Here is a 22,756-nt window from a genome sequence, read left to right as displayed (position 1 = left end):
ATGCCTTTTGATCGTGATCCTTTCGCGCCGTCCCTTATGGCGCGCTCCGCCTTGACGCGCCTTGCCTATGTGGCGATCGGCATTGTGGTGCTCTGGACGGCCATCGGCTGGGCGGTGGCATTGGCATGAACGATCTGATCCGTCTCAGCAATCTCACCGTCACCTATGAGCGTCACCCAGCCGTGCACCATATCTCGGGCGGCTTTGCCGCCGGCAGCCTGACGGCGATTGCCGGGCCAAACGGGGCAGGCAAGTCAACGCTTCTGAAAGCGATCGTCGGCGAATTGCGGCCGGCGGCGGGCTCGATCGATCGCGGCGCGCTGACGCGCAACGACTTCGGCTATCTGCCGCAGGCGGCCGAGATGGTCAGACGCTTTCCGATTTCGGTTGCCGATACTGTCATGCTCGGCGCCTGGAAGAATGCCGGCGCCTTCGGCCAAGTCTCCCGAAAGGATGCCGAACGGGCGCGCGAGGCGCTCGGCATCGTCGGGCTCTCCGGTTTCGAAAGCCGACATATCGGCTCGCTTTCGGCCGGGCAGTTCCAGCGCGTCCTCTTTGCGCGGCTGCTGCTGCAGGATGCCCGCGTCATATTGCTGGACGAACCGTTCACGGCGATCGATCAGCGCACGACACGCGATCTTCTCGACCTCGTGCTGCGATGGAACAAGGAAGGACGCACAGTCATCGCCGTGCTGCACGATTTCGAGCAGGTACGAGCCTATTTCCCCGAAACGCTGCTGATTGCCCGCGAACTTGTGGGATGGGGAGGGACGGAAGAAGTCATGAGCGCAACCAATCTCATCAAGGCGCGCGCCATGGCCGAACGCTGGGATGAGGAAGCCGAAGCATGCCTGCCGGAAGAGGAGCATGACGAAGGCGGCCTGGCAAAGAGGGAGCCGGCCGAATGACCGTCTACGATATCTTCCTCGCGCCCTTCGCGGATTATGGTTTCATGCGGCGCGCGCTGATTGCCTGCGTCTGCCTCGGCCTCGGCTCCGGGCCGATCGGCGTTTTCCTGATGCTCAGGCGCATGAGCCTGATGGGCGACGCCATGAGCCATGCCGTCTTGCCCGGGGCGGCCATCGGCTATCTCATTGCCGGCTCGCTGTCGCTGACGGCCATGGGGCTTGGCGGCCTTGTCGCCGGTCTTTCGGTGGCGCTGCTATCAGGCCTCGTCAGCCGCGCGACGGTGCTGCAGGAGGATGCGAGCTTTGCGAGCTTCTATCTCACCTCGCTGGCGCTCGGCGTTCTCATCGTGTCGCTGCGCGGCTCCAACATCGACCTGATGCATGTGCTCTTCGGCACCATTCTCGCAATCGATGCGCCTGCCCTCTACCAGATCGGCGCGATCACGACGGTGACGCTGCTGGCGCTCGCCGTCATCTATCGGCCGCTCGTCATGGAGTGCTTCGATCCCGGCTTTCTGCGTGCCGTCGGCGGGCGCGGGCCGCTCTATCACTTCCTGTTCCTACTGCTTGTCGTGCTCAACCTCGTCGCCAGCTTCCAGGCGCTCGGCACGCTGATGGCGGTCGGGCTGATGATGCTGCCGGCCGCCGTCGCGCAGCTCTGGTCGCGCAGCCTGCCTGCGATGATGGCGATCGCCACGGGCACGGCGATGGCTTCAGGCTATCTCGGTCTCATTGCCTCCTACCATCTCGAATTTGCCTCCGGCCCGACGATCATCATCACCGCCAGCCTGATCTACGGCTTCTCCATTCTCTTCGCACCTTCGGGCCTTGCCCGGCGGTTTTTCCCCCGTCCCCATCTCCGGGGCTAATCCAAACAAGGAGACTCGCATGAATAAACAGAGACTGCTCCTCTCGGCCGCGGCGGCAGCCTTCGTCGCCTTCGGCGTCGCCCGTCCGGCCTCCGCCGAGACGCTCGATGTCGTCGCGTCCTTCACCGTGCTTGCCGATGTCGTCAAGCATGTCGGCGGAGACCATGTGAAGGTATCGAGCCTCGTTGGCCCAAATGGCGACCCCCATGAATTCGAGCCCTCGCCGGCCGATGCCAAGACGCTGAATGCCGCCAAGGTCGTCTTCGTCAGCGGCGAGGGCCTGGAAGGCTGGATGGACCGGCTGATCACTGCATCCGGCTATAAGGGAACGCCTGTTGTCGCCTCCGAGGGCATCAACACCCGCACCATGGTCGATGACGGCAAGACGGTCACCGACCCGCACGTCTGGAACAGCCCGGTCAATGTGAAGATCTGGGTCGCCAACATCGAGAAGGCGCTGTCATCAGCCGATCCGGCCGACGCCGCCGACTTCAAGGCCAATGCCGAACGCTATACGAAGGTCCTGACCGAACTTGACACCTATGCGCACAGCAAGTTCGACAAGATCCCGGATGATCGCCGCAAGGTGCTGACGAGCCATGACGCCTTCGGCTATTTCGGCCGCGAATACAAGGTCAGCTTCCTGTCGCCGCTTGGCGTTTCCACGGAAACGGAAGCGTCGGCCGCCGAGGTCGCCAAGCTGATCGAGCAGATCAAGACCGAGCATGTGAAGACCTATTTCTTCGAAAACTCGAACGATCCGCGCCTCGTCAAGCAGGTCGCCAAGGCAACCGGCGCGGAGCCTGGCGGCGAGCTTTATGTCGAATCGCTTTCAAAGGCCAACGGACCGGCTTCGACTTACGAAAAAATGTTCCGTTATAACGTTGACCAGCTCGCAGCGGCGATGGCGAAATCGAGCTAAGCGAACATCACGCGATCGGGGCTGCAGGTATATTTTACCTGCGGCCCCCTTCCCGGCCTAAAGATTGAAATCAAAGACCATCAGGCCGGCCAGGCCGCCATCCGTGGACGACACGATCCGCTCGCCGACAGCGACGTGATCGGGATGCACCAGATAGGCATCGCGTGCTTCGACACTTTCAAAAGTGACGACAAATCCATCCGCGAAACCGCCATGCAGGCCCTCGGGCGAGACGTTTGGCCCGTATTTCACGTCGACAATGCCCGGAATGACCTTCTGCAAGGCGGCGACGGATTCGAAGAGCGCTCTCTTCTCGTCCTGTGTCATGGCGGATTTGAGCCGAAGAAAAACGCAATGCAGGATCATGAGTGAAACTCCCTGGAAATCGCGGCCAGCATAGAGGGAAAGGGCAGCGGGGCAAGGCACGGATTCGCGAACATTGCGTTCGAGGTGGCGGGGCGAATGGCAGCGTGTTCGGCTCGAAGCATAGCTCACGCCAACAGATGGTATTTGGCTGTCGCGGTGATCTCGCGCGTCAATTCGGCAAGCCGATCGGCGGCGAGACGATTCACCTGCCAATATAATGGAATGTCCAACGGGGAGCCGGGGACCAGCTCGACCAGGCGTCCGGCCTCCAGATGTTCCCGCACGAGCTGGATGGGGTTCATGCCCCACCCCATGCCTGAAAGGCTGGCATCGACGAAACCCTGTGTCGACGGCAGCCAGTGGCTCGGATGGGCAAAATCCTTTCCGAATGTCTGGCGTATCCACTGGCTTTGAAGCCTGTCCTTCTGGTTGAAGGTCAAGGCCGGCGCATCCATGATCGCTTCCGGGGTCACACCCGCTTTAAAATACCGGGCAATGAAATCAGGGCTTGCAGTCGCTTGATAGCGAAGCGCGCCTAGGGATATGCGCCGACATCCTTGGATCGGCTTTTCCAGGCCGGTGACGGCTGCGATCACCCGCCCGCGCTGCAGCCATTCGGCGGTATGATCCTGATCATCGATGGCGATATTCAGCAGATAGGGAGAGCGTTTGGCAAAACCCGAAATGGCTTCTAAGAACCACGTCCCGAGGCTATCGGCATTCGTGGCGATGTGAAGCGTTACCCTTTGCTTGGGCTCGCCCGGATCGACGAGCGCCGGCAGGCGCCCGAACAGCTCGTCTTCGAGCATGCCGACATTCTCCATATGGCGGCAGAGCCATTCGCCCTTCTCCGTCGCGGTGCAGGGATTGCCCCTGACGATCAGGACGACGCCGAGGCGCTCCTCAAGCTGCTTCACCCGCTGGGAGATGGCCGAAGGCGTCACGTTCAGCATGCCCGCGGCCTTTTCGAAGCTGCCGGTTTGTACGACCATGGAGACGGCACGGAGAGCGGAATAGTCGAGCATTGCTTAGTTTTGCTTAATCCGGATTAGCAACATTAACTAGCCTAAATCCTCTTGTGGCGATACCCGAAATACTCATTCGTTTCGGAGCATTTCGCTAGAGCCTTTCGTTTTCGCGCAATTCCGGACGGAAAACCGCTTCGCACTTTTCCTGGAATTGCTCTAAGCATGAATTTTTCGATTTACATGACGGGCCTCACGATGGGCCTCAGCCTGATTGTCGCGATCGGCGCGCAAAACGCCTTCGTCCTGCGTCAGGGCCTCCGCAACGAGCATGTGTTCGCCGTCTGCCTTGCCTGCGCCCTGTCGGATGCAGCTCTCATCGTGCTTGGGGTGACGAGCTTTCGCCAAATTTCCGCCCTGCTGCCTTGGCTCGATCCGGTCATGCGCTACGCGGGAGCGGCTTTCCTCATCTGGTATGGGGCCAAGAGCCTCTACTCCGCCTTGCGTTCATCTGCAGTGCTGGCCGCCGGAGAGGCGAAATCATCGAGCTTTCGGCAGACGCTCGCCATGTGCCTGGCGCTCACCTGGCTCAACCCGCATGTCTATCTCGATACCGTTGCGCTACTCGGCACGATCTCGACCCGGTTTCCCGGGCATGAGATTTCGTTTGCGGCGGGCGCTATGTCCGGCTCTTTCCTGTTTTTCTTTTCGCTCGGTTTTGGCGCGAGGTGGCTGAGGCCGATCTTCGCGAAACCCTTGTCCTGGCGCATTCTGGAAACGCTCATCGCTTTTACCATGTGGATGATTGCCACCAAACTATTGAGCGGGGTATGACTTGCGCGGCGTATTCATGGGCAAACAGCCGATTTCCGATCGCTGCGGTTGTCCGAAGCCTGACAAAGAAGGAAGACAATCGTGACGCTCTTTACCGGTCTTTCGGCCTTTCCCATCACCCCGACCGATGCTTCCGGACGCGTTGATATTGCAGCACTCACGCGCCTGCTTGACCGCATCCATCTGGCCGGCGCCGATTCCATCGGATTGCTCGGCAGCACCGGCGGTTACGCTTTTCTTTCACGCGAGGAGCGCCGGCGCGCCGTGCAGGCGGCGATCACAAGCGTCGGCGGCAAGATCCCCGTCATCGTCGGCGTCGGAGCGCTGCGAACCGACGAAGCGCAGGCATTGGCGCGTGACGCCAAGGCGGCCGGCGCGGACGGGCTGCTTCTGGCTCCCATGTCCTATACGCCACTGCTGGAGGAAGAGGTCTACCAGCATTTCGCCGCCGTCGCGGAGGCCGGCGACCTGCCGCTCTGCATCTACAACAATCCAGGCACGACGAAATTTACCTTCAGCAATGAGCTGATTGCGCGGCTGGCAAAGGTGGCAAATATCGCGGCGGTCAAGATGCCCTTGCCGCAAGGGGGCGACTTCCAGGGAGAGCTGGCGCTTTTGCGCCAGGAGACACCACAGGGCTTTTCCATCGGCTATAGCGGCGATTGGGGAGCAGCGGCCGGCCTGCTGGCGGGTTGTGACGCCTGGTACAGCGTGATCGCCGGCCTCCTGCCCGCCGAAGCACTGGCGCTCACGCGAGCGGCCCAAGCCGGCGACACTGCCGAAGCGGAACGGCTCGATCAGGCGTTTCAGCCGCTATGGAGCCTGTTCAAGGAGTTCGGCAGCTTCCGCGTCATGTATGCGATTGCGGAAGCGCTCGATCTTTGCCGTGCCGATCCGCCGCGCCCGATCCTGCCACTCTCCGCAGCCGAAAGGCCGAGAGTGAAAAGTGCGCTCGATCACATCCTGACCTGATCGCTTCGAGGCCGGCGCGGCTAGTCCAGGCTTATCGCCAGTGGGCTACTTCCGCTTGAAAGGCTCCATGCCCTTGCGGGCCAGCTCGTCGGCCCGCTCGTTCTCGGGGTGTCCCGCATGGCCCTTGACCCAATGCAGCGTCACCTTGTGCCTGCCATAGGCCTCGTCCAGCGCCTGCCACAGTTCGGCATTCTTCACCGGCTTCTTGTCCGCGGTCTTCCAGCCGTTCTTCTTCCAGCCGAAGATCCACTTGGTGATGCCATCCTTGACGTAGACGCTGTCGGTGTAGAGATCGACCTCGCACGGCCCCTTCAGGGCGCCGAGGGCCGAGATCGCCGCCATCAGCTCCATGCGGTTGTTGGTCGTATCCGCCTCGCCGCCGGAGAGTTCCTTCTCCACCTCGCCGTAGCGAAGCACAGCCCCCCAGCCGCCGGGACCGGGATTGCCCGAGCAGGCGCCGTCCGTGAAAATATCGACGTGCTTCATGCCTTCAGCCCGTATTCGGCGGCGGAAGCAATCTGGCGGTGGAAGCGCAGCTTGCGCAGATATTCGATCGGGTCCTTCTTGGTGACCATCGCGCCGGCCGGCGTCGTCAGCCAATCATAGAGCCGCGTCAGGAAGAAGCGCAGCGCCGAGCCGCGCGCAAGCGTCGGCAATGCGGCGATTTCGGCAGCATTCAGCGGCCGCACGCTTTGGTAGCCTTCGAGCAATGCCATGCCCTTGGTGATGTTGTAGGCATGGTCCTTCTCGAAGCACCAGGCGTTGAGGCAGATGGAGACGTCGTAGGCGAGCTGATCGTTGCAGGCGAAATAGAAATCGATCAGGCCGGAGAGCCTATCGCCGAGGAAGAAGACGTTGTCCGGGAAAAGATCGGCATGGATGACCCCCTCGGGCAAATCCTTCGGCCAATGCTGACCGAGGAAATCGAGCTCGCTGCGGATCTCGCCCTGCAGGCCTGTTTCGACTTCGTCGGCGCGCGCCTCGGACTTTTCCCAGAGCGCCTGCCAGCCCTCAAGCGACAGCGCGTTCGGGCGGCGGATGTCGAAACCCTCGCCGGCAACGTGCATGGCGGCCAGCGCCTTGCCGACTTCGCGGCAATGCTGCGCTTCGGGCTTCCTCAGCCACATGCCTTCGAGGAAGGAGATCAGAGCAGCCGGGCGGCCGGAGAGATGGCCGAGCAGCTCGCCATCGCGGCGCGGCAGCGGCAAGGGGCAGGACAGCCCTCTGCTTGCCAGGTGCTGCATCAGGCCCAGGAAAAACGGCAGGTCGCCCTTGTCGACGCGCTTTTCGTAAAGCGTCAGGATCAGCGGATCGCGGCTCGTATGCAGCAGGAAGTTCGAATTCTCGACGCCTTCGGCAATGCCCTTATAGGACAGCAATTCGCCGACATCATATTCGGTTAGGAACCACTTCAAATCGTCTTCGGTAATATCGGTATAAACAGCCACGAACTATTCCCTGCTTGATACACGCCAGCCACCGCAACCACCCGCCCCTCGCGGTTCGAGACGGCCCTTAAGGCCTCCTCACCGTGAGGGCTGATCCTTGGCGCCCGGCGTCGAAATTCTTGTCCCCTCATCCTGAGATGCTTTGCCGATGCAACGTCAGCGCAGGCGGCAAGGCCTCGAAGGACGAGGTGGCGATTCTTCAATCCCCGTTGACGAAAGCCATATCAGCGGTCGTCAGCTCGATGCTGCGCAACTCGCGATTGACGAGGAAATTTTCGGTTTCCTTCACAGTTTCAGCGAGTTCCACCACGGCATTGTAGCGGGCGCGGAACGCTTCGATGATCTCGTTGACGATGACTTCTGGCGCAGACGCACCAGCCGAAAGGCCAACCGTCTTGATGTCGCCGATATTATCCCAATCAATCTCTGAAGCGCGCTGGACGAGCACGGATTTCTTCGCCCCTGCCCTGAGCGCCACTTCGACGAGGCGCTTGGAATTCGACGAATTCGGCGCGCCGACGACGATGAAGAGATCGCAGCCTGGAGCCGCCTCCTTCACCACTTCCTGGCGGTTGGTCGTGGCATAGCAGATCGAATCGGCTGATGGTGCGGTCAAATTGGGGAAGCGCTCCTGCAGGCGCGCGATGACGCCGGCGGTATCGTCGACCGAGAGCGTCGTCTGCGTCACGAAGCCGAGATTGTTGGGGTCGACGGGTTCGTAGACGTCGGCATCCTCCACCGTCTCGATCAGCGACACGGTGCCCTCGGGCAGCTGGCCCATGGTGCCGATCACTTCCGGATGGCCGGCATGGCCGATCAGGACGACATGGCGGCCGAGGCGATTGTGGCGCATGGCCTGCTTGTGCACCTTGGAGACCAGCGGACAGGTGGCATCGAGATAGAAGAGATTGCGCGCATCGGCATCGGCCGGCACGGACTTCGGCACGCCATGCGCCGAGAAGACGACGGGCTGGGCGCGATGCTCGGCCGGGATTTCGTTCAGCTCCTCGACGAAGATGGCGCCCTTGGCTTCCAGCCCTTCGACCACATAGCGATTGTGCACGATCTCGTGGCGGACATAAACGGGCGCGCCATAGGCCTTCAGCGCCAGAACGACGATCTGGATGGCGCGGTCGACGCCGGCGCAGAAGCCGCGCGGCCCGCAAAGCCGGATGGTCAGGTCAGGTTTGGAAACGGCTATGTTCATGTCTCTTCCGAAATGCGCGACGATGGCTCAGCCAAGATAGGTGCGCTATGTCGCCTGCTCTATTTAGTCCGCATGATCTTATTCCAAAACCACTGCGCACTTTTTGGGATCATGCTCTAGCCGAATATTCCATCGAAATGAAGCTATTCTATTGCAGATCTCTATTGTGAGGGCGCGTCCGGATGGCGCTTGCGCCACCAGGATATGGCGACGATTGCCACCAGCGCCACCGCCAGCCCATACCATGTCACCGCATATTGCAGATGATTGTTCGGCAGATCGATGATGGTAACGCCGCCGATCGGCAAGCCTTGCGGATTGGGCGTCTTGTCGGCATCGATGAAGAACGGCAGCACCTTGTCCTTCGGCAAGCCAACGCTGGACGTCATGACGTCCAGATCCTTCCAGTAGAATATGTTCTTGGCGAAATCATTATCGGGCATGCCCGAGGGCTGGCCGGCAAGCTTGGCGCGTGCGAGGCCGATGACGGTCCGTTCGCCGGCCAGCTGGCCTTGCCTGCGCTTTTCAGGCGCCTTTGCCTCGGAGGGCACGAAGCCCCGGTTGACGAAGACGTAGCGGCCATCGTCCAGCTGCAGCGGCGTGTAGACATGAAAGCCGGGATCGCCGTCATAGGTGGCGAGGAAATGCCGCTCCTTGTCGTTCAGGTAATGGCCGGCGGCGGTCACCACGCGATATTCGATGTCGCCGCCGGAGGCAGCCATCGCCTCGATCGCCGACAGCGGCACGGCGGGCGCATCCTTGCGCGCAGCGATATCGGCCAGCAGGCCTTCCTTCCACTGCAGCCGCTCGACCTGCCAGGTGCCGAGCCCGATCAGAATGACGAGAGCAACGAGCAGGAGCAATGCCTTGCCGATCTGCCACAAGGGATTGGCGCGACGGGCCGGCATGCTTGACTCAGTCACCGCTGATGCGCCCCTCACTGGCATTGTTGCGATATTGAAGCGCAATCAGAATGCCCTTGCACCAGCGCAGGGAAAGCAGCGACAGAATGATGGTCAGCGGCGCGAACAGCACGATATAGACCCAGATCGGCGGCGCATAATTGATCTGTGTCCACAGGACGAGGCCGATGACGATGAAACCGACGATCAGGATGACGAAAACGGCCGGACCATCGCCGGCGTCGGCGAAGGCATAGTCGAGATCGCAGGCGGCGCAGCGCGGCTTCAGCGACAATAATCCATTGAAGAGCTTGCCCTGGCCGCAGCGCGGACAACATCCCTGGATGCCGACCTTGAACGGATCGACGGGCGCAAAGAGAGCGCTGTCGCTATGGGATGTCCTGTCGGGCGTCTTGTCTTGCTCTGAGTTCAAAGTTCTGTCTCTATCAGCCTGCCATTGCGGGCGAACATATGGATTTCGCCCCTGCCACCATCAGTAACCGCGATGCGCGCATCCGTCCAATCCAAAAGCTCGGATATCCTCGTCGTCAGTCTGGAAAACATGTCAAAAGGATTGGATCCATGGCGCTCAGCGAAGGCACGCCGCCCGGCCACATCGTCATTCTGAACGGCGCGCCGCGATCTGGGAAAAGCAGCATCGTCGAGGCGATTCAGGCTGAATTCGAGGGCGTATGGGTCAATCTCGGTGTCGACGCCTATGTGCGGCATGTGACGCCCCCACGCTATCGCCCAGGCATCGGTTTGCGTCCCGGCGGCGAGCAGGCCGATCTTGAGCCGCTGGTTCGGCGCTTTTATGCCGCACTCTATGCCTCGATCGCCGCGCACAGCCGCATGGGGCTGAATGTCGTCGCCGAATTCGGCCATCACGACGCCTATTCGCAACCGCTCGGGATCCTTGCCGATTGCGCCCGGCTGCTGGCGGGGCTGCCCGTTTTGTTCGTCGGCGTGCGCTGCCCGATCGATGTCGTGATGCAGCGGCGGCTGGCGGAAGGACCGGACAGACAAGGGGTTTACGTGAAGGTTGAGGCCGGCATGCCCGCCCCCGCGCCGGTCATTGCCTGGGAGGAGCAAGTGCATCGGCCGGGGATCTACGATCTGGAGGTCGATACGTCGGTGAGCAGTTCTGAGGCCTGTGCCGAGGAAATCCGGCGATTGCTTGCAAGAGGCTTACCCCATCCGACCGCTTTCGAGAAATTGGCATTGGGAGAGTAAGGCTCATATGCAAAAGGCGGGCGCTTGGCGCCCGCCTTTTGTTTTCGAAAGATCGATACCGATCAGCCGGCCGCGACCGGCGCGCCCCAGCTGCCCCAGATATAGATGCAGAAGAACAGGAACAGCCAGACGACGTCGACGAAGTGCCAGTACCAGGCGGCAGCTTCGAAGCCGAAATGCTGCTTCGGCGTGAAATCGCCCCTGATGGCGCGGACCAGGCAGACCAGCAGGAAGATCGTACCGATCAGAACGTGGAAGCCGTGGAAGCCGGTCGCCATGAAGAAGGTCGCGCCATAGATCGAGTTCTTGAACGCGAAGGGTGCATGCGCATATTCATAAGCCTGCACGCAGGAGAACAGCGCACCGAGCAGGACGGTCAACGTCAGGCCCTGGATCAGCCCCTTGCGGTCGCCATGCAGCAGCGCGTGGTGCGCCCAGGTGACCGTGGTACCCGACAGCAGCAGGATGATGGTGTTGTAGATCGGCAGGTGCCAGGGGTCGAGGACCTCGACGCCCTTCGGCGGGAACTGGCCGCCCAGGAACGCCGTTCGCGAGGCCTGGATCGCCTCGTTCGGGAACAGGCTGACGTCGAAATAGGCCCAGAACCACGCGACGAAGAACATCACCTCGGAGGCGATGAACATGATCATGCCGTAGCGCAGATGCAGCGACACGACGCGGGTGTGCGCACCCTGATGCGCCTCCTTGATCGTATCGGCCCACCAGCCGTACATGACGTAGAGGATCACGGCCAGGCCGATGAAGAACAGCCAGGGCTGCGCGAAATTGATCCCGAACAGATGCACCGCGCCACCATTGAGGTAGCGCATGAAGCAGACACCGCCGAAGGTGATCACGAAGGCCCCGACGGCCGCGGTAATCGGCCACGCGCTGGGCTCGATAATGTGATAATCGTGTTTTCTCTGATGCACTTCGGCCATATCAGCAATCCCCGAATAACTTTTCCCATATTGCTTTCGGTCAAGCCGAAAGCACTCTCCATCAAAGTTTCTTTTCCACCGGCTTCGCAGCGCCGTCATTGGATGCCACGGGCTTTGCGCCTTCCCGTGGATAATAGGTGTAGGACAGTGTCAGCGCGCTGATCGTCTTGGTTTCCACGGCCCTGGTGATCTCTGGATCGACATAGAAAACCACCGACATCTCGCGCTTTTCCCCCGGAGCGAGATCCGTTTCGTTGAAGCAGAAGCACTGGACCTTGTTGAAATAGACCCCGGCCTCCAGCGGCGAGACGTTGAAGATCGCCTGACCGCGCTCCATCTTGTCCGACTTGTTCTCGATCTCGAACTTGACCTCGATCGTCTCGCCGATCTTCGGGCTTACCGACTTCTGCAGCGGCTTGAAATCCCAGGGTAGGCCGGGCGCGACATTGGCGTCGAAGGAAACCTGGATCCGCTTGTCGAGGATGAGGTTGGACACCTGCTCGACGCGCTGCGTCGTGCCGTTATAACCCGTCACCTGGCAGAACATGCGATAGAGCGGCACGGCGGCGGCGCACATGGCGCTCATGCCGATGACGAAGCTCAGGCACATGGCAACGATCATCCCGTTGTTACGGGCGCCGGCTTTTGTGCTCTTTGTGACCTCCCCCTCCATCACGCCTCCTCAAACGTGTCCGGAACCGACCTTGATGATGGTGATCGCGTAAAACAGCACCACCAGGCCAGCAAGCACCAGGCCGAGCGCGATATTGCGCCCGCGCCGCGATTTCCTCTGCGCATCCGTCAGTTTGACGAGCTCGATCATAGCCAGCCTCCGACGCCGCCCGACATCAGCACGGCAACGAGCCGGTCGATCAGCAACGCGGAAAAGATCGCGAAGAGATAGAAGATGGAAAAGCCGAAAAGCTTCTTTGCCGGCACCATCTTCACGTCGCCGTCGGCCATGCGCCAGACGGCGATCGAACAGTGCACGAAGATCGCGCCCAGCAGCGCGGCGACGACGCCATAGCCCAGGCTCGCAAAGCCCATGAAGGCCGGGACGACGCCGACAACGGCGGTCAGAACGGCATAGACGACGATCTGATTCTTCGTCGTCGGGATGCCGGCCACATTCGGCAGCATCGGCACGCCGACGGCCTCGTAGTCGCCCATCTTGAACAAGGCCAGCGCCCAGAAATGCGCCGGCGTCCACAGGAAGATGATGAGGAAGAGCACGACGCTCTCGATCGTCACGCTGCCGGTCACACAGGCCCAGCCGATGACGGGCGGAAAGGCGCCGGCGGCACCGCCGATGACGATATTCTGCGGCGTCGAGCGCTTCAGCCACATCGTGTAGACGACGGCATAGAAGAAAATGGTGAAGGCGAGGATGCCGGCGGAAAGCCAATTGATGGCAAGGCCGAGGATCGTCACCGAGAAGCCTGACAACACGAGGCCGTAGGCCAGTGCTTCAGATGGCTTGATGCGACCTGACGGTATCGGCCGGCGCGCGGTGCGGCTCATCACGGCGTCGATATCGGCGTCATACCACATGTTCAAAGCGCCGGATGCGCCGGCACCGACGGCGATGCAGAGAATGGCGATGAAGCCGAGGACCGGATTGATGTGACCGGGGGCCAGCACCAGACCGGTGAAGGCGGTGAAGACGACCAGTGACATGACCCGCGGCTTCAGAAGCTCGAAATAATCGCGCGCACTCGCTTCCGACAGGCCGGTTTCGCCTTTCTTTGCGAGCGCTTCGTGATTGTCGATGAGCGTCATTCTTTCTTCCAATTGTCAGTTGAGCCGGACGCCGTTTATCACGGCGTCCGGAAACAGGCTACTTGATGCGCGGCAGCTCTTCCCACTGGTGGTGAGGCGGCGGCGACGAAAGCTGCCACTCGAGCGTGGTTGCGCCTTCGCCCCAGGGATTGTTGCCTGCAACGCGCTTCTTCGAGAATGCATCTATAACGCCCCAGAAGAAGAAGCAAAGGCCCACGGCTGCGACATAGGAACCGATGGAGGAGACGAAATTCCAGCCGGCGTAGGCATCCGGATAGTCGATGTAGCGGCGCGGCATGCCCGCACGGCCGAGGAAGTGCTGCGGGAAGAACACCATGTTCACGCCGATGAAGGTGATCCAGAAGTGCCAGTTGCCGATCCGCTCATTGTACATGTAGCCGGTCATCTTCGGGAACCAGTAATACCAGGCGGCGAAGATGGCGAAGACGGCGCCGAGCGACAGCACGTAATGGAAGTGAGCGACGACGAAGTAGGTCGCATGCAATTCACGGTCGAGGCCGGCATTGGCGAGCTGAACGCCGGTCACGCCGCCGAGCGTGAACAGGAAGATGAAGCCGAGCGCCCAGATCATCGGCGTGCGGAACTCGATGGAACCGCCCCACATCGTCGCGATCCAGGAGAAAATCTTCACGCCCGTCGGGACGGCGATGACCATCGTGGCGAAGACGAAGTAGCGCTGCGTGTCGAGCGAAAGGCCGGTCACATACATGTGGTGGGCCCAGACGACGAAACCGACGGCGCCGATCGCGACCATGGCGTAGGCCATGCCGAGATAACCGAAGATCGGCTTGCGCGAGAAGGTGGAGATGATGTGGCTGATCATGCCGAAGCCGGGCAGGATCAGGATGTAGACTTCCGGATGGCCGAAGAACCAGAAGAGGTGCTGGTAGAGCAGCGGGTCGCCGCCGCCTTCCGGCGAGAAGAAGGTCGTGCCGAAGTTGCGGTCCGTCAGCAGCATGGTGATGGCGCCGGCCAGAACCGGCAGCGACAGCAGCAGCAGGAAGGCGGTGATCAGAACCGACCAGGCAAACAGCGGCATCTTGTGCAGCGTCATGCCCGGAGCGCGCATGTTGAGGATGGTCGTGATGAAGTTGATCGCGCCGAGGATCGAGGAAGCGCCCGCGATATGCAGCGCGAAGATGACCAGATCGATCGCCGGCCCCGGATGGCCGACCGTGCCGGACAAGGGCGCATACATCGTCCAGCCGCCGCCCGCGCCATAGGCGCCCGCGGGGCCTTCGACGAACATCGAGAGGATGAGCAGCAGGAAGGCCGGGACGAGAAGCCAGAACGAGATGTTGTTCAGGCGCGGGAAGGCCATGTCAGGCGCGCCGATCATGATCGGCACCATCCAGTTGGCGAAACCGCCGATCATCGCCGGCATGACCATGAAGAAGATCATGATCAGCGCGTGGGCGGTGACGAAAACATTGTACATCTGCTTGCCGCCATCGATGGCGGCATCGCCCGAAAAGCCATAGACCATCGACGCCAGACCGCTGAAGATCTGGATGCCGGGCTCCTGCAATTCCATGCGGATGGCAACGGACAGGAGGAAGCCGATCACGCCCGCGAAAATCGCGAAGATCAGGTAGAGCGTGCCGATGTCCTTGTGATTCGTCGAATACAGCCAACGCTCGGCGAAGGTCTGTTTGTGCGCATGGTGATCGTCATGCGCGTGCGCGTCTTGAAGATCGTGCGAGTGATCGTCGTGTGCCTTGGATCCAGCCATTGTTCCTACCCCTCTTACTTGGCCGTGTTTTCGGCGACCTTGACGGTCGTCGGTTCGTCGACGGCGGCCATCAGAGCCTTGTTCGCCTTGCTCAGATCAGTTGCGGCTGAGGTCAGCCACTGCTTGTACTGATCATCGGAGACGACGCGGATGGCGATCGGCATGAAAGAGTGATCCTTGCCGCAGAGCTCGGAACACTGACCATAAAACAGGCCTTCGCGGTCGGCCTTGAACCATGTTTCGTTCAGGCGGCCGGGAATGGCGTCGATCCTGACGCCGAAGGAAGGCATTGCGAAGGAATGAATGACGTCGGCCGGCGCGGCCGTGACGAGGACGCGGACGTTCTTGCCGACCGGCACAACCATTTCGTTGTCGACGGCGAGAAGCCGCGGATATTTCGACTTGTCGTCCTTGCCGGCGGCGGTGCGATCCTGCTCCTTCAGCATGAAGGAATCGAAAGCGACCGGCGTGGGGCCGCCGTTCTCATATTCGTAATTCCACTGCCACTGCGTCGCCGTCGCCTTGACGGTTACATCCGTCTGCTCCGGGAATGTCAGCTGATCTGTGAGAAGATTGAAGGAGGGAATGGCCAGAAAGAGAAGGACGAGAACCGGGCCGATGGTCCAGATGACTTCGATCAAGGTGTTGTGGCTCGTCTTGGACGGAACCGGGTTCCTGGAAGCCCGGAACTTCACCATGACCACCACCAGGAGGACGAGAACCAGCAGCGTGATCGGAATGATAAACCAAAGCGTGTATGCCTCAAACCAGCGGATTTGATGCATGTTGCCGGTCGCCGCCTGCTGCATACCGGTTTCCCAGGGTCTCGGCTGATCGGCATAACTGCCTGTCGCGAAAAGCAGACAGATCATAGCCGTCAGAGCCGCGTAAGCTCTTTTAATCACGATGTCTCTCCCTCCAGCGTTTGATCCCAGATCTTCCTCAAACGCAGTATCCCTACAATCCACTGCGCTTCAAACCACAGTTTGGGGTGCTCCGCAACAACTCAAGAGATTTGTTAGTGCGGCATTTTTGCGCGAATATCCCCCATGCCCGCCCCGGACATGGCAAGCATTTCATCATCATACGAAAAATTGCATGATGGTCCATGGCGCCGCCGGGACAAAATGGAGTAGACGTCGTATTTCCGCCGCACTCGGTTGGAATCCAGCAGCCGGGGCTTTTCATTTGCCGGCCTGGGCTTCAACAATATCGGCACTGATTCGAATCTAGAGGTTTCCATGGGCTTTCGTTCCCTCGCCCGGCTTTTGCTTGTTACCAGCAGCGTCGCTGCTGCGGTTGCGGCGCCCGCATGGGCGCAACAGACTCAGCCGCCGGCGCAGCAGACCCAGAAGTTGCAGCCCGAACAGCAGGGCCAGCCACAGCCGCATACGCAGCAGGTTCCGACAAGCCAGGTTCCGCAACCTCCGGGCACGGTACGCTCCAGCCACGGCGCGTGGTCCGTCGTCTGCGACAAGCCGGCGGGTGCAGCGACCGAGCAATGCGCGCTGATGCAGAACGTGATTGCCGAGGACCGTCCGGAAATCGGCCTTTCCGTTGTCGTGCTGAAGACGGCTGACCGCAAGTCGAAGATCCTGCGCGTGCTTGCGCCGCTCGGCGTGCTGCTGCCGAACGGTCTCGGCCTCAATATCGACGGCAAGGATATCGGCCGCGCCTATTTCGTGCGCTGCTTCTCCGATGGCTGCTACGCCGAAGTCGTGCTCGAGGACGAATTGCTGAAGACGCTGCGCAGCGGCGCGACGGCAACCTTCATCGTCTTCCAGTCGCCGGAGGAAGGCATCGGTATTCCTGTGGACTTGAAGGGCTTCGCGGACGGCTACGACGCCCTTCCCTGACGGGATGGGCTTGCTCTTGCGCCATGCGAGGCCTACATCGGCTCTGAACGGAGCACTGACCCATGAATACCGATCTCCTTACTCTTTTCGATGCCGACGAAGCCAAGCTGCGCGGCATCGTTGCCGAAGCGCTGTCGGGCGCCGATGACGGCGAGCTCTTCGTGGAGCATGTCCAGGCGGAATCGCTGACATTCGACAATGGTCGGATGAAGGGCGGCAGCTTCAACACGGAACAGGGCTTCGGCCTTCGCGCCGTTGCCGGTGAAGCCGTGGGCTATGCCCATGCGGGGGATCTTTCCGAGGCCGCCTTGAAACGCGCCGCCGATGCCGTGCGCGCGGTCACTTCAGGCTATGCCGGCTCCTACGCCGCGGCGCCCCAGCGCACCAACAAGGTGCTTTACGGCGACGAGAACCCGATCGGCACGCCGAGCTTCGAGGAAAAGGCAAAGCTCCTGCAGCAGATCGATAGCTATCTGCGCGACAAGGACGACAAGGTGCGCCAGGTGACGGCATCGATCGCCGCGAGCTGGCAGGTGGTCGACATCCTTCGCGCCGACGGGCATCGCGTGCGCGATATCCGTCCGATGACGCGCATCAACATCTCCGTGATCGTCGGTGACGGCGACCGGCAGGAAGCCGGCTCCTTCGGCACCGGCGGGCGCGTTGGCTTCGGCGACTTCGTCACCCAGGACAACTGGCATCGCGGCGCCGACGAGGCCTTGCGCCAAGCACTCGTCAATCTCGAGGCGATCGAAGCGCCCGCCGGCACGACGGACGTCGTGCTCGGCTCCGGCTGGCCGGGCGTCATGCTGCACGAAGCCGTCGGCCACGGGCTGGAAGGCGATTTCAACCGCAAGAAGACGTCGGCTTTCGCGGGGCTGCTGGGCCAGATGGTTGCCGCACCGGGCGTCACCGTCGTCGATGACGGTACGATCGAGAACCGCCGCGGCTCGATCACCGTGGATGACGAGGGCACGCCTTCGGCCTACAACGTCCTGATCGAAAACGGCAAGCTGGTCGGCTATATGCAGGACCGGCAGAATGCGCGGCTGATGGGCATGAAGGCGACCGGCAATGGCCGCCGCCAAGGTTATGCCCATACGCCGATGCCGCGCATGACCAACACCTACATGCTCGGCGGCGACAAGACGCCGGAAGAAATCATCGCCTCGGTGAAGAAGGGCATCTATGCCGTCTCCTTCGGCGGCGGCCAGGTGGATATTACGTCCGGCAAATTCGTCTTCGGCTGCACCGAGGCCTATCTCATCGAGGACGGCAAGATCGGCGCGCCAATCAAGGGCGCCATGCTGATCGGCAACGGGCCGGATGCCATGAAGCGCGTTTCGATGATCGGCAACGACATGAAGCTCGATACCGGCATCGGCAATTGCGGCAAGGCGGGCCAATGGGTGCCCGTCGGCGTCGGCCAGCCGCATCTGCGGATGGATCAGATCACGGTGGGCGGCACCAAGGCTTAAGCCGGCCCCCTGCCCTCGCTAGTCCCGTGGGCGGAAGCGCCACTTTCGCTCGACTGCGGCGTGGAGATCCAGGCCGTTGCGGTGCGCGAAGAGAAGGATATGGCCGAGCACGTCGGCCGTCTCGTCCGCCAACGCCGTCGCCAGTTCGGACTCGCTCATGCCCTTGCGGCGTCCGCGGCCTGTGACTTTGTTCCAGATCTGGGCCAGTTCGCCCATCTCCTCCTGAAGCTTCAGGACGAACCAATCGTCGTCGCGTTCCAGGCCATTATCGGCGGCATAGGCTGCCGAAGCCGCTTCGAATTGCTTCATCAGATCTGACAGCATCGATATCGTTCCTCTTATGTTCCATGCATTGATGAACGATTCCTACAAAAAAGTCGAGCCGGCAGAGGCTTGCCCCGCCGGCTCGACTTTATCCAAGTGGGACTATGCTCAGCCCTTGCTCGGCAGCAACATGCAATCGAAGTCCTTGCGCTTCAGAGCGGAGCAAGCGGAATTCGCATCGTCGCGGCTTGCGAAACCGACGAATCGGGCGCGATAGACCGTGTTGCCGCCCTTGCCGACAGCTTCGGTATAGGGTGAAGCGTTGGCGAGCGCATTGCCGGCCCTGGACTTCGCTTCCGAAAGCAGATCCTTTGCGGCCTGGGCGGTCGGGGTTGCGGCGATCTGCACCTGCCAGCTGCCGGTCGCAGCCGGCTTGTTGGCGACGAGGATCTCATCCATCGCAGCCGGGCGATCCATCGGCACGGTGACGTTCGAGGCCGCGGCAAATGCCATCGGCACGACCTCGACGCGCTTGCGCGCCGGCGCTGGCGTCGTCGTGGACGTGGTCTGGGTATCGACATCGACCCCAACATCATCGGAGGCGGAGGCCACTTCGACCTGCGTCGGAACCTTGCCGCCGCCGACGCTTGCCACCAGGCGCGATGACGAAACGGAGCTAGCCTTCGGGATATTGCGATCCAGCAGCGATGCCATCAGCCCATCGCGCCCGCGCGCCGTGGCGCCGCCCATGACGACGCCGATGACCCGGCGATTGCCCTGGCGCACGGCGCTGACGAGATTGAAGCCGGAGGCATTGGTATAGCCGGTCTTGATCCCGTCCATGCCTTCATAGCGATACATCAGGTTGTTATGACCGCGCACGCTGCGGCCACGATAGTTGAAGCTCGTCTGCGAGAAGAGCCGGTATTCCTGGGGATAATTATTGATGAGCGCGACGGCGAGCGTCGACATATCGCGTGCCGTCGTCACCTGCTGCATGTTCGGAAGACCGGAAGCATTGACGAAAACGGTGCGGCGCATGCCGATTTCCCGCGCCTTCTGCGTCATCAGCCGGGCAAAGCCGCTTTCGCTGCCGCCGAGCGCTTCCGCCATGGCGGCTGCGGCGTCGTTGGCGGACTTGATGATCATGCCGTCGACGGCTTCGCGGACGGTCACAGTGCTGCCGGGCTTCAGGCCGAGCTTGGTCGGCGGCTTGGCGGCGGCGGCGTGCGATACCGCTATCCTTGTGTTCCAGCTGAGCTTGCCGCGATGGATCGCCTCGAAGGCCATGTACAAGGTCATCATCTTGGTCAGCGATGCCGGATGGTTGAGGTCATCGGCATTGCTGGATGCAAGTACCTTGCCGGTCTTCGCATCCATGATGAAATAGGCGCTGCCCGCGAGGCTCGCCGCGGGAGCGCTCAACAGCAAGACGGCCGCAGACAGAGCCATCAAAAGTCTTTTCATAATTGTCCCCAACCGAAAGAATGCCAACACACCGCATCAATCCCTGTATGATTTTGCGACAAAAAACCTGATACCGGTGCGATATTGAGGCAACAGCCTCGATAGTTCTTCAATTTTGCCGTTCCTGGTAAAATAACCATTAACGCATTGGAAATTATGACAAAGATTCAGTAAGGTTTAACGGGGATGCGCTACAGCGTTGACGTTGGTCAACCGGGTCGATCCGCATGGAACAGGGCATCAAGGTCCGCCTCAAGCGCGCGATGATTTCCAGCGGGCTGGAGGCTGCCGCAATACTGAAGGGCGCCGGCCTGATGCGCGATGTTGGCGGCCTTGGTGTCATCTTCACCCTTCATCATGTCCGCCCTGCCTTTTCCCGCAGCTTTGCGCCCAATGCGCATCTCGAGGTTTCGCCCGACTTTCTCGACCGCACGATCGCACGGCTGAAAAAGGATGGCTATGAATTCATCGCCCTTGACGCTCTTCCGTCACGGCTGGCGAATGCCGCGGACAAGCCGCCCTTCGTCGCCTTCACGCTCGACGATGGCAATCGGAACAACCTCGATCACGCCCTGCCGGTCTTCGCGCGTCACGATGTGCCCTTTACCGTCTTTGTCGCGCAAGGGTTCTCGGAGCGGCGCCACAGCATATGGTGGGAAACGCTCGCCGAACTACTCGGCCGGCTGGATCGGCTGACATTCGATTTCGGCTCCGGCGAGGAATTCCTGCCGCTTGGCAAGGAGAGCCACAAGCATGCGGCATTTGCCCGTTTCGCCGCCTTCGTCCACGGCCATGAGGAAAGCGAAGCCGTCGGCCGGATCGACGAGCTTGGCCGGCGCCACGGTCTGGAACCGCTCGACATCGTCAGCGCATCGATCATGGATCGGACCGAGTTGAGGCAGCTCGCTCGCCATCCCCTCGCCTCGCTCGGCGCGCATACCGTGAGCCACCGCGCGCTGTCGCGGCTGCCAGAGGCGGAGGCAGCGGCGGAAATGGCGCTTTCGGCCGATTACGTCGCCGATATCACGGGACGGCGGCCGATCTCGATCGCCTATCCCTATGGCACGCTGGAGGCCGTTTCGCCACGCGAGGGCCGGCTCGCGGCAGAACTCGGCTTTTCCGTCGGCGTCACGACGCGCGCCGGCACGATCATGCCGACGAATGGAACAGGACCTATGCTCCTGCCGCGGCTATCGCTGAATGGCCATTACCAGAAGCCTCGATATGCATCGGCTCTCGCCTCCGGCATCCCCATGCGATTGATGGGGCGCCAGGAAACGGCATAAATCTAACGGCATAAATCTTACGGGTACATCCGCACCTTCTGCCAGGCGCCTTCCGGCACCTCGCGGCGAAACTCGATGCGGTCATGCAGACGGAACTGGCGGTCGTGCCAGAACTCGATCGAGAGCGGCCGGATGCGGAAGCCGGACCAGTGAGACGGGCGCGGAATATCGCCGATGGCATAGCGGGCGGTATATTCGGCAACCGCCTTTTCCAGCGCAAAACGACCCTCGAGCGGGCGGGACTGCTTCGAGGCCCAGGCGCCGATGCGGCTGCCGCGCGCCCTGGTCTTGAAATACTCATCCGCTTCCTGATTGCTCACCACTTCAACCAAACCGCGCAGGCGCACCTGGCGGCGCAGCGATTTCCAGTGGAAACACATGGCCGCTTTCTTGTGGTAAAGAATTTCTTGACCTTTCTGGCTTTCGAAGTTCGTATAGAAGACGAATCCGTCGCTATCAAAACCCTTCAGAAGAACCATGCGGACATTTGGCAATCCATCCTTATCCACCGTTGCCAAGGCGACCGCATTCGGATCGTTCGGCTCCGTGGTCTCTGCTTCGCGCAGCCAGGCCGCGAAAAGAGTGAAAGGTTCGTTCTGCTCGGTGAAGTCACCGGTTGTTAACTCGTTTTCCGACATATTAGTTCAAATACTCCGCAATTCCTAATAACCGCCGGCCCCTCTGGCAGGCCAAAAAACGCTCGGGTGGAAGTCATAGCAAAGTCGACCGTTCATACAAAGCGCAAGCTTGCAAAAGGCGTGACGATGACTGTCGTCCTTGTCTCCCTTTTCACCCTTGGCGGCTGCGTCGGCGGCGGCATGGACTATCTGAGCTCGGCCAAGGTGGATCGCAGCGTATCGACGGGCACGGTGCCGACGGCGCCTGTAACCACGGACAGCATTTCTGACGAAACCACGGTACGCAATGCGGTGACCTCGGCGGATCTGCACAAGCTCAACGGCCAATCCATCCCCTGGGCGAACGCCTCCACAGGCAGCGCCGGCGTCATCGACGCGATCGTCGAAAGCAATGCGTCCGGCGTGGTTTGCCGCCAGTTCCGCACCAGCCGCCACTCCTATCAGGGCATCGCCAATTTTTCCGGCAGGACCTGCCTCGTCGGCCAGGGCGAATGGCAGCTGCTGAGTTTCCAGCAGGCCGGCTGATCGCGCCTTTTCACCCTCTTTTCCCGCGTGCCATCGATCCTGCCGAACGGCAGAATGATAGACGCGTGATGCCGTTACCACTTCCTGGCATTCGTCGTTAGCGATCGGCTAACCATGCGCCGAAATGGAGGTCGATGGCCCCC

Annotated in this window: 27 protein-coding genes; 11 read left to right on the top strand and 16 right to left on the bottom strand. The window is 61.2% G+C overall.

The window, feature by feature from the left end:
* The 4 genes from CCGE531_RS35175 to CCGE531_RS05090 are packed head-to-tail and all read left to right on the top strand — an operon-like array spanning position 1 to position 2,699.
* Positions 1–129, top strand: a complete 129-nt coding sequence (locus CCGE531_RS35175; protein WP_281024442.1) for a hypothetical protein — start codon at positions 1–3, stop codon at positions 127–129.
* A complete protein-coding gene (locus CCGE531_RS05100) occupies positions 126–908 on the top strand; it encodes an ABC transporter ATP-binding protein (protein WP_120663211.1) in 783 nt (260 codons plus the stop codon). Before CCGE531_RS35175 ends, CCGE531_RS05100 begins: the two co-directional genes overlap by 4 nt.
* Positions 905–1,777 carry a metal ABC transporter permease gene (locus CCGE531_RS05095; RefSeq protein WP_120663210.1) on the top strand — a complete coding sequence of 291 codons (873 nt, stop codon included), beginning with the start codon at positions 905–907 and terminating at the stop codon, positions 1,775–1,777. The genes CCGE531_RS05100 and CCGE531_RS05095 overlap by 4 nt, the downstream gene beginning before the upstream one ends.
* A gap of 19 nt (positions 1,778–1,796) precedes the next feature.
* On the top strand, positions 1,797–2,699 hold the full coding sequence (locus CCGE531_RS05090; protein ID WP_120663209.1) for a metal ABC transporter substrate-binding protein: 903 nt from the start codon (positions 1,797–1,799) through the stop codon (positions 2,697–2,699).
* A gap of 57 nt (positions 2,700–2,756) precedes the next feature.
* Here the strand turns inward: CCGE531_RS05090 and CCGE531_RS05085 are convergent, their stop codons facing one another.
* Together CCGE531_RS05085 and CCGE531_RS05080 are read right to left on the bottom strand one after the other, a co-directional pair.
* Positions 2,757–3,065, bottom strand: coding sequence for a Dabb family protein (locus tag CCGE531_RS05085; RefSeq protein WP_120663208.1), 309 nt, complete (start codon positions 3,063–3,065; stop codon positions 2,757–2,759).
* 125 nt (positions 3,066–3,190) lie between these two features.
* A complete protein-coding gene (locus CCGE531_RS05080) occupies positions 3,191–4,090 on the bottom strand; it encodes a LysR family transcriptional regulator ArgP (RefSeq protein ID WP_120663207.1) in 900 nt (299 codons plus the stop codon).
* A gap of 165 nt (positions 4,091–4,255) precedes the next feature.
* On the opposite strand from CCGE531_RS05080, the gene CCGE531_RS05075 reads away from it, so the two are divergent.
* Both CCGE531_RS05075 and CCGE531_RS05070 read left to right on the top strand, forming a co-directional pair.
* Positions 4,256–4,864, top strand: a complete 609-nt coding sequence (locus CCGE531_RS05075; protein ID WP_120663206.1) for a LysE/ArgO family amino acid transporter — start codon at positions 4,256–4,258, stop codon at positions 4,862–4,864.
* A gap of 81 nt (positions 4,865–4,945) precedes the next feature.
* Positions 4,946–5,836 (top strand): dihydrodipicolinate synthase family protein, encoded by an 891-nt coding sequence (locus tag CCGE531_RS05070; protein WP_120663205.1) that lies wholly within the window; start codon positions 4,946–4,948, stop codon positions 5,834–5,836.
* A gap of 45 nt (positions 5,837–5,881) precedes the next feature.
* Here the strand turns inward: CCGE531_RS05070 and rnhA are convergent, their stop codons facing one another.
* From rnhA to CCGE531_RS05045, 5 genes are all read right to left on the bottom strand, one after another.
* Entirely contained in the window at positions 5,882–6,322 is a 441-nt protein-coding gene (gene rnhA, locus CCGE531_RS05065) for a ribonuclease HI (RefSeq protein ID WP_120663204.1), read from the bottom strand.
* A complete protein-coding gene (locus CCGE531_RS05060; RefSeq protein WP_120663203.1) occupies positions 6,319–7,284 on the bottom strand; it encodes a homoserine kinase in 966 nt (321 codons plus the stop codon). The genes rnhA and CCGE531_RS05060 overlap by 4 nt, the downstream gene beginning before the upstream one ends.
* Positions 7,285–7,483: 199 nt before the next feature.
* Positions 7,484–8,491 carry a 4-hydroxy-3-methylbut-2-enyl diphosphate reductase gene (ispH, locus tag CCGE531_RS05055; RefSeq protein WP_120663202.1) on the bottom strand — a complete coding sequence of 336 codons (1,008 nt, stop codon included), beginning with the start codon at positions 8,489–8,491 and terminating at the stop codon, positions 7,484–7,486.
* A 161-nt stretch (positions 8,492–8,652) separates the two neighbouring features.
* Positions 8,653–9,399, bottom strand: a complete 747-nt coding sequence (locus tag CCGE531_RS05050; protein WP_245458987.1) for an SURF1 family protein — start codon at positions 9,397–9,399, stop codon at positions 8,653–8,655.
* A 7-nt stretch (positions 9,400–9,406) separates the two neighbouring features.
* On the bottom strand, positions 9,407–9,826 hold the full coding sequence (locus CCGE531_RS05045; protein WP_120666506.1) for a DUF983 domain-containing protein: 420 nt from the start codon (positions 9,824–9,826) through the stop codon (positions 9,407–9,409).
* 149 nt (positions 9,827–9,975) lie between these two features.
* Here CCGE531_RS05045 and CCGE531_RS05040 point away from each other — a divergent pair, with 149 nt between their 5' ends.
* Positions 9,976–10,626: a chloramphenicol phosphotransferase gene (locus CCGE531_RS05040; protein ID WP_120663200.1), complete on the top strand. Its 651-nt coding sequence runs from the start codon at positions 9,976–9,978 to the stop codon at positions 10,624–10,626.
* A gap of 62 nt (positions 10,627–10,688) precedes the next feature.
* Here the strand turns inward: CCGE531_RS05040 and CCGE531_RS05035 are convergent, their stop codons facing one another.
* The 6 genes from CCGE531_RS05035 to coxB all read right to left on the bottom strand — a co-directional run bounded on the left by CCGE531_RS05035 (position 10,689) and on the right by coxB (position 16,004).
* A complete protein-coding gene (locus tag CCGE531_RS05035) occupies positions 10,689–11,567 on the bottom strand; it encodes a cytochrome c oxidase subunit 3 (protein ID WP_120663199.1) in 879 nt (292 codons plus the stop codon).
* Between the two features lie 61 nt (positions 11,568–11,628).
* The gene (locus tag CCGE531_RS05030; protein ID WP_120663198.1) at positions 11,629–12,240 is read right to left on the bottom strand and encodes a cytochrome c oxidase assembly protein; all 612 of its coding nucleotides are present in this window, start codon (positions 12,238–12,240) and stop codon (positions 11,629–11,631) included.
* 9 nt (positions 12,241–12,249) lie between these two features.
* Positions 12,250–12,390, bottom strand: coding sequence for a hypothetical protein (locus CCGE531_RS34130; RefSeq protein WP_162943847.1), 141 nt, complete (start codon positions 12,388–12,390; stop codon positions 12,250–12,252).
* Positions 12,387–13,346, bottom strand: coding sequence for a heme o synthase (locus tag CCGE531_RS05025; protein WP_120663197.1), 960 nt, complete (start codon positions 13,344–13,346; stop codon positions 12,387–12,389). The genes CCGE531_RS34130 and CCGE531_RS05025 overlap by 4 nt, the downstream gene beginning before the upstream one ends.
* A gap of 58 nt (positions 13,347–13,404) precedes the next feature.
* Positions 13,405–15,099: a cytochrome c oxidase subunit I gene (ctaD, locus tag CCGE531_RS05020; RefSeq protein ID WP_120663196.1), complete on the bottom strand. Its 1,695-nt coding sequence runs from the start codon at positions 15,097–15,099 to the stop codon at positions 13,405–13,407.
* A gap of 14 nt (positions 15,100–15,113) precedes the next feature.
* Positions 15,114–16,004, bottom strand: a complete 891-nt coding sequence (gene coxB / locus CCGE531_RS05015) for a cytochrome c oxidase subunit II (protein ID WP_120663195.1) — start codon at positions 16,002–16,004, stop codon at positions 15,114–15,116.
* Positions 16,005–16,340: 336 nt separating this feature from the next.
* On the opposite strand from coxB, the gene CCGE531_RS05010 reads away from it, so the two are divergent.
* Together CCGE531_RS05010 and tldD are read left to right on the top strand one after the other, a co-directional pair.
* Positions 16,341–16,955, top strand: a complete 615-nt coding sequence (locus tag CCGE531_RS05010; RefSeq protein WP_120666504.1) for an invasion associated locus B family protein — start codon at positions 16,341–16,343, stop codon at positions 16,953–16,955.
* Between the two features lie 62 nt (positions 16,956–17,017).
* Positions 17,018–18,433: a metalloprotease TldD gene (tldD, locus tag CCGE531_RS05005; protein WP_120663194.1), complete on the top strand. Its 1,416-nt coding sequence runs from the start codon at positions 17,018–17,020 to the stop codon at positions 18,431–18,433.
* Between the two features lie 18 nt (positions 18,434–18,451).
* On the opposite strand, the gene CCGE531_RS05000 is transcribed toward tldD, so the two are convergent.
* Positions 18,452–18,757: a pyrophosphatase gene (locus tag CCGE531_RS05000; protein WP_120663193.1), complete on the bottom strand. Its 306-nt coding sequence runs from the start codon at positions 18,755–18,757 to the stop codon at positions 18,452–18,454.
* A 108-nt stretch (positions 18,758–18,865) separates the two neighbouring features.
* The gene (locus tag CCGE531_RS04995) at positions 18,866–20,164 is read right to left on the bottom strand and encodes a D-alanyl-D-alanine carboxypeptidase (RefSeq protein WP_120663192.1); all 1,299 of its coding nucleotides are present in this window, start codon (positions 20,162–20,164) and stop codon (positions 18,866–18,868) included.
* Between the two features lie 227 nt (positions 20,165–20,391).
* On the opposite strand from CCGE531_RS04995, the gene CCGE531_RS04990 reads away from it, so the two are divergent.
* A complete protein-coding gene (locus tag CCGE531_RS04990) occupies positions 20,392–21,450 on the top strand; it encodes a polysaccharide deacetylase family protein (RefSeq protein WP_120663191.1) in 1,059 nt (352 codons plus the stop codon).
* Between the two features lie 17 nt (positions 21,451–21,467).
* Here CCGE531_RS04990 and pdxH read toward each other — a convergent pair whose 3' ends face one another.
* Entirely contained in the window at positions 21,468–22,088 is a 621-nt protein-coding gene (gene pdxH / locus CCGE531_RS04985; protein WP_120663190.1) for a pyridoxamine 5'-phosphate oxidase, read from the bottom strand.
* A 66-nt stretch (positions 22,089–22,154) separates the two neighbouring features.
* Here pdxH and CCGE531_RS04980 point away from each other — a divergent pair, with 66 nt between their 5' ends.
* Positions 22,155–22,613 carry an RT0821/Lpp0805 family surface protein gene (locus CCGE531_RS04980; RefSeq protein ID WP_120663189.1) on the top strand — a complete coding sequence of 153 codons (459 nt, stop codon included), beginning with the start codon at positions 22,155–22,157 and terminating at the stop codon, positions 22,611–22,613.
* Positions 22,614–22,756: the final 143 nt, after the last annotated feature.

This window comes from Rhizobium sp. CCGE531 (assembly GCF_003627795.1).
In the GTDB taxonomy this organism is placed as follows: Bacteria; Pseudomonadota; Alphaproteobacteria; order Rhizobiales; family Rhizobiaceae; genus Rhizobium.
Note: the sequence above shows the minus strand (reverse complement) of the source record. Positions and strands in the feature narration are given on the sequence as shown.

Excerpts from the sequence above, each read along its gene's own strand:
- CCGE531_RS35175 (WP_281024442.1), top strand. The coding sequence starts at position 1 with ATGCCTTTTGATCGTGATCCTTTCGCGCCGTCCCTTATGGCGCGCTCC.
- CCGE531_RS05100 (WP_120663211.1), top strand. The coding sequence starts at position 126 with ATGAACGATCTGATCCGTCTCAGCAATCTCACCGTCACCTATGAGCGT.
- CCGE531_RS05095 (WP_120663210.1), top strand. The coding sequence starts at position 905 with ATGACCGTCTACGATATCTTCCTCGCGCCCTTCGCGGATTATGGTTTC.
- CCGE531_RS05090 (WP_120663209.1), top strand. The coding sequence starts at position 1,797 with ATGAATAAACAGAGACTGCTCCTCTCGGCCGCGGCGGCAGCCTTCGTC.
- CCGE531_RS05085 (WP_120663208.1), bottom strand. The coding sequence starts at position 3,065 with ATGATCCTGCATTGCGTTTTTCTTCGGCTCAAATCCGCCATGACACAG.
- CCGE531_RS05080 (WP_120663207.1), bottom strand. The coding sequence starts at position 4,090 with ATGCTCGACTATTCCGCTCTCCGTGCCGTCTCCATGGTCGTACAAACC.
- CCGE531_RS05075 (WP_120663206.1), top strand. The coding sequence starts at position 4,256 with ATGAATTTTTCGATTTACATGACGGGCCTCACGATGGGCCTCAGCCTG.
- rnhA (WP_120663204.1), bottom strand. The coding sequence starts at position 6,322 with ATGAAGCACGTCGATATTTTCACGGACGGCGCCTGCTCGGGCAATCCC.
- ispH (WP_120663202.1), bottom strand. The coding sequence starts at position 8,491 with ATGAACATAGCCGTTTCCAAACCTGACCTGACCATCCGGCTTTGCGGG.
- CCGE531_RS05050 (WP_245458987.1), bottom strand. The coding sequence starts at position 9,399 with ATGCCGGCCCGTCGCGCCAATCCCTTGTGGCAGATCGGCAAGGCATTG.
- CCGE531_RS05040 (WP_120663200.1), top strand. The coding sequence starts at position 9,976 with ATGGCGCTCAGCGAAGGCACGCCGCCCGGCCACATCGTCATTCTGAAC.
- CCGE531_RS05035 (WP_120663199.1), bottom strand. The coding sequence starts at position 11,567 with ATGGCCGAAGTGCATCAGAGAAAACACGATTATCACATTATCGAGCCC.
- CCGE531_RS05030 (WP_120663198.1), bottom strand. The coding sequence starts at position 12,240 with ATGGAGGGGGAGGTCACAAAGAGCACAAAAGCCGGCGCCCGTAACAAC.
- CCGE531_RS34130 (WP_162943847.1), bottom strand. The coding sequence starts at position 12,390 with ATGATCGAGCTCGTCAAACTGACGGATGCGCAGAGGAAATCGCGGCGC.
- CCGE531_RS05025 (WP_120663197.1), bottom strand. The coding sequence starts at position 13,346 with ATGACGCTCATCGACAATCACGAAGCGCTCGCAAAGAAAGGCGAAACC.
- ctaD (WP_120663196.1), bottom strand. The coding sequence starts at position 15,099 with ATGGCTGGATCCAAGGCACACGACGATCACTCGCACGATCTTCAAGAC.
- CCGE531_RS05010 (WP_120666504.1), top strand. The coding sequence starts at position 16,341 with ATGGGCTTTCGTTCCCTCGCCCGGCTTTTGCTTGTTACCAGCAGCGTC.
- tldD (WP_120663194.1), top strand. The coding sequence starts at position 17,018 with ATGAATACCGATCTCCTTACTCTTTTCGATGCCGACGAAGCCAAGCTG.
- CCGE531_RS05000 (WP_120663193.1), bottom strand. The coding sequence starts at position 18,757 with ATGCTGTCAGATCTGATGAAGCAATTCGAAGCGGCTTCGGCAGCCTAT.
- CCGE531_RS04995 (WP_120663192.1), bottom strand. The coding sequence starts at position 20,164 with ATGAAAAGACTTTTGATGGCTCTGTCTGCGGCCGTCTTGCTGTTGAGC.
- CCGE531_RS04990 (WP_120663191.1), top strand. The coding sequence starts at position 20,392 with ATGGAACAGGGCATCAAGGTCCGCCTCAAGCGCGCGATGATTTCCAGC.
- pdxH (WP_120663190.1), bottom strand. The coding sequence starts at position 22,088 with ATGTCGGAAAACGAGTTAACAACCGGTGACTTCACCGAGCAGAACGAA.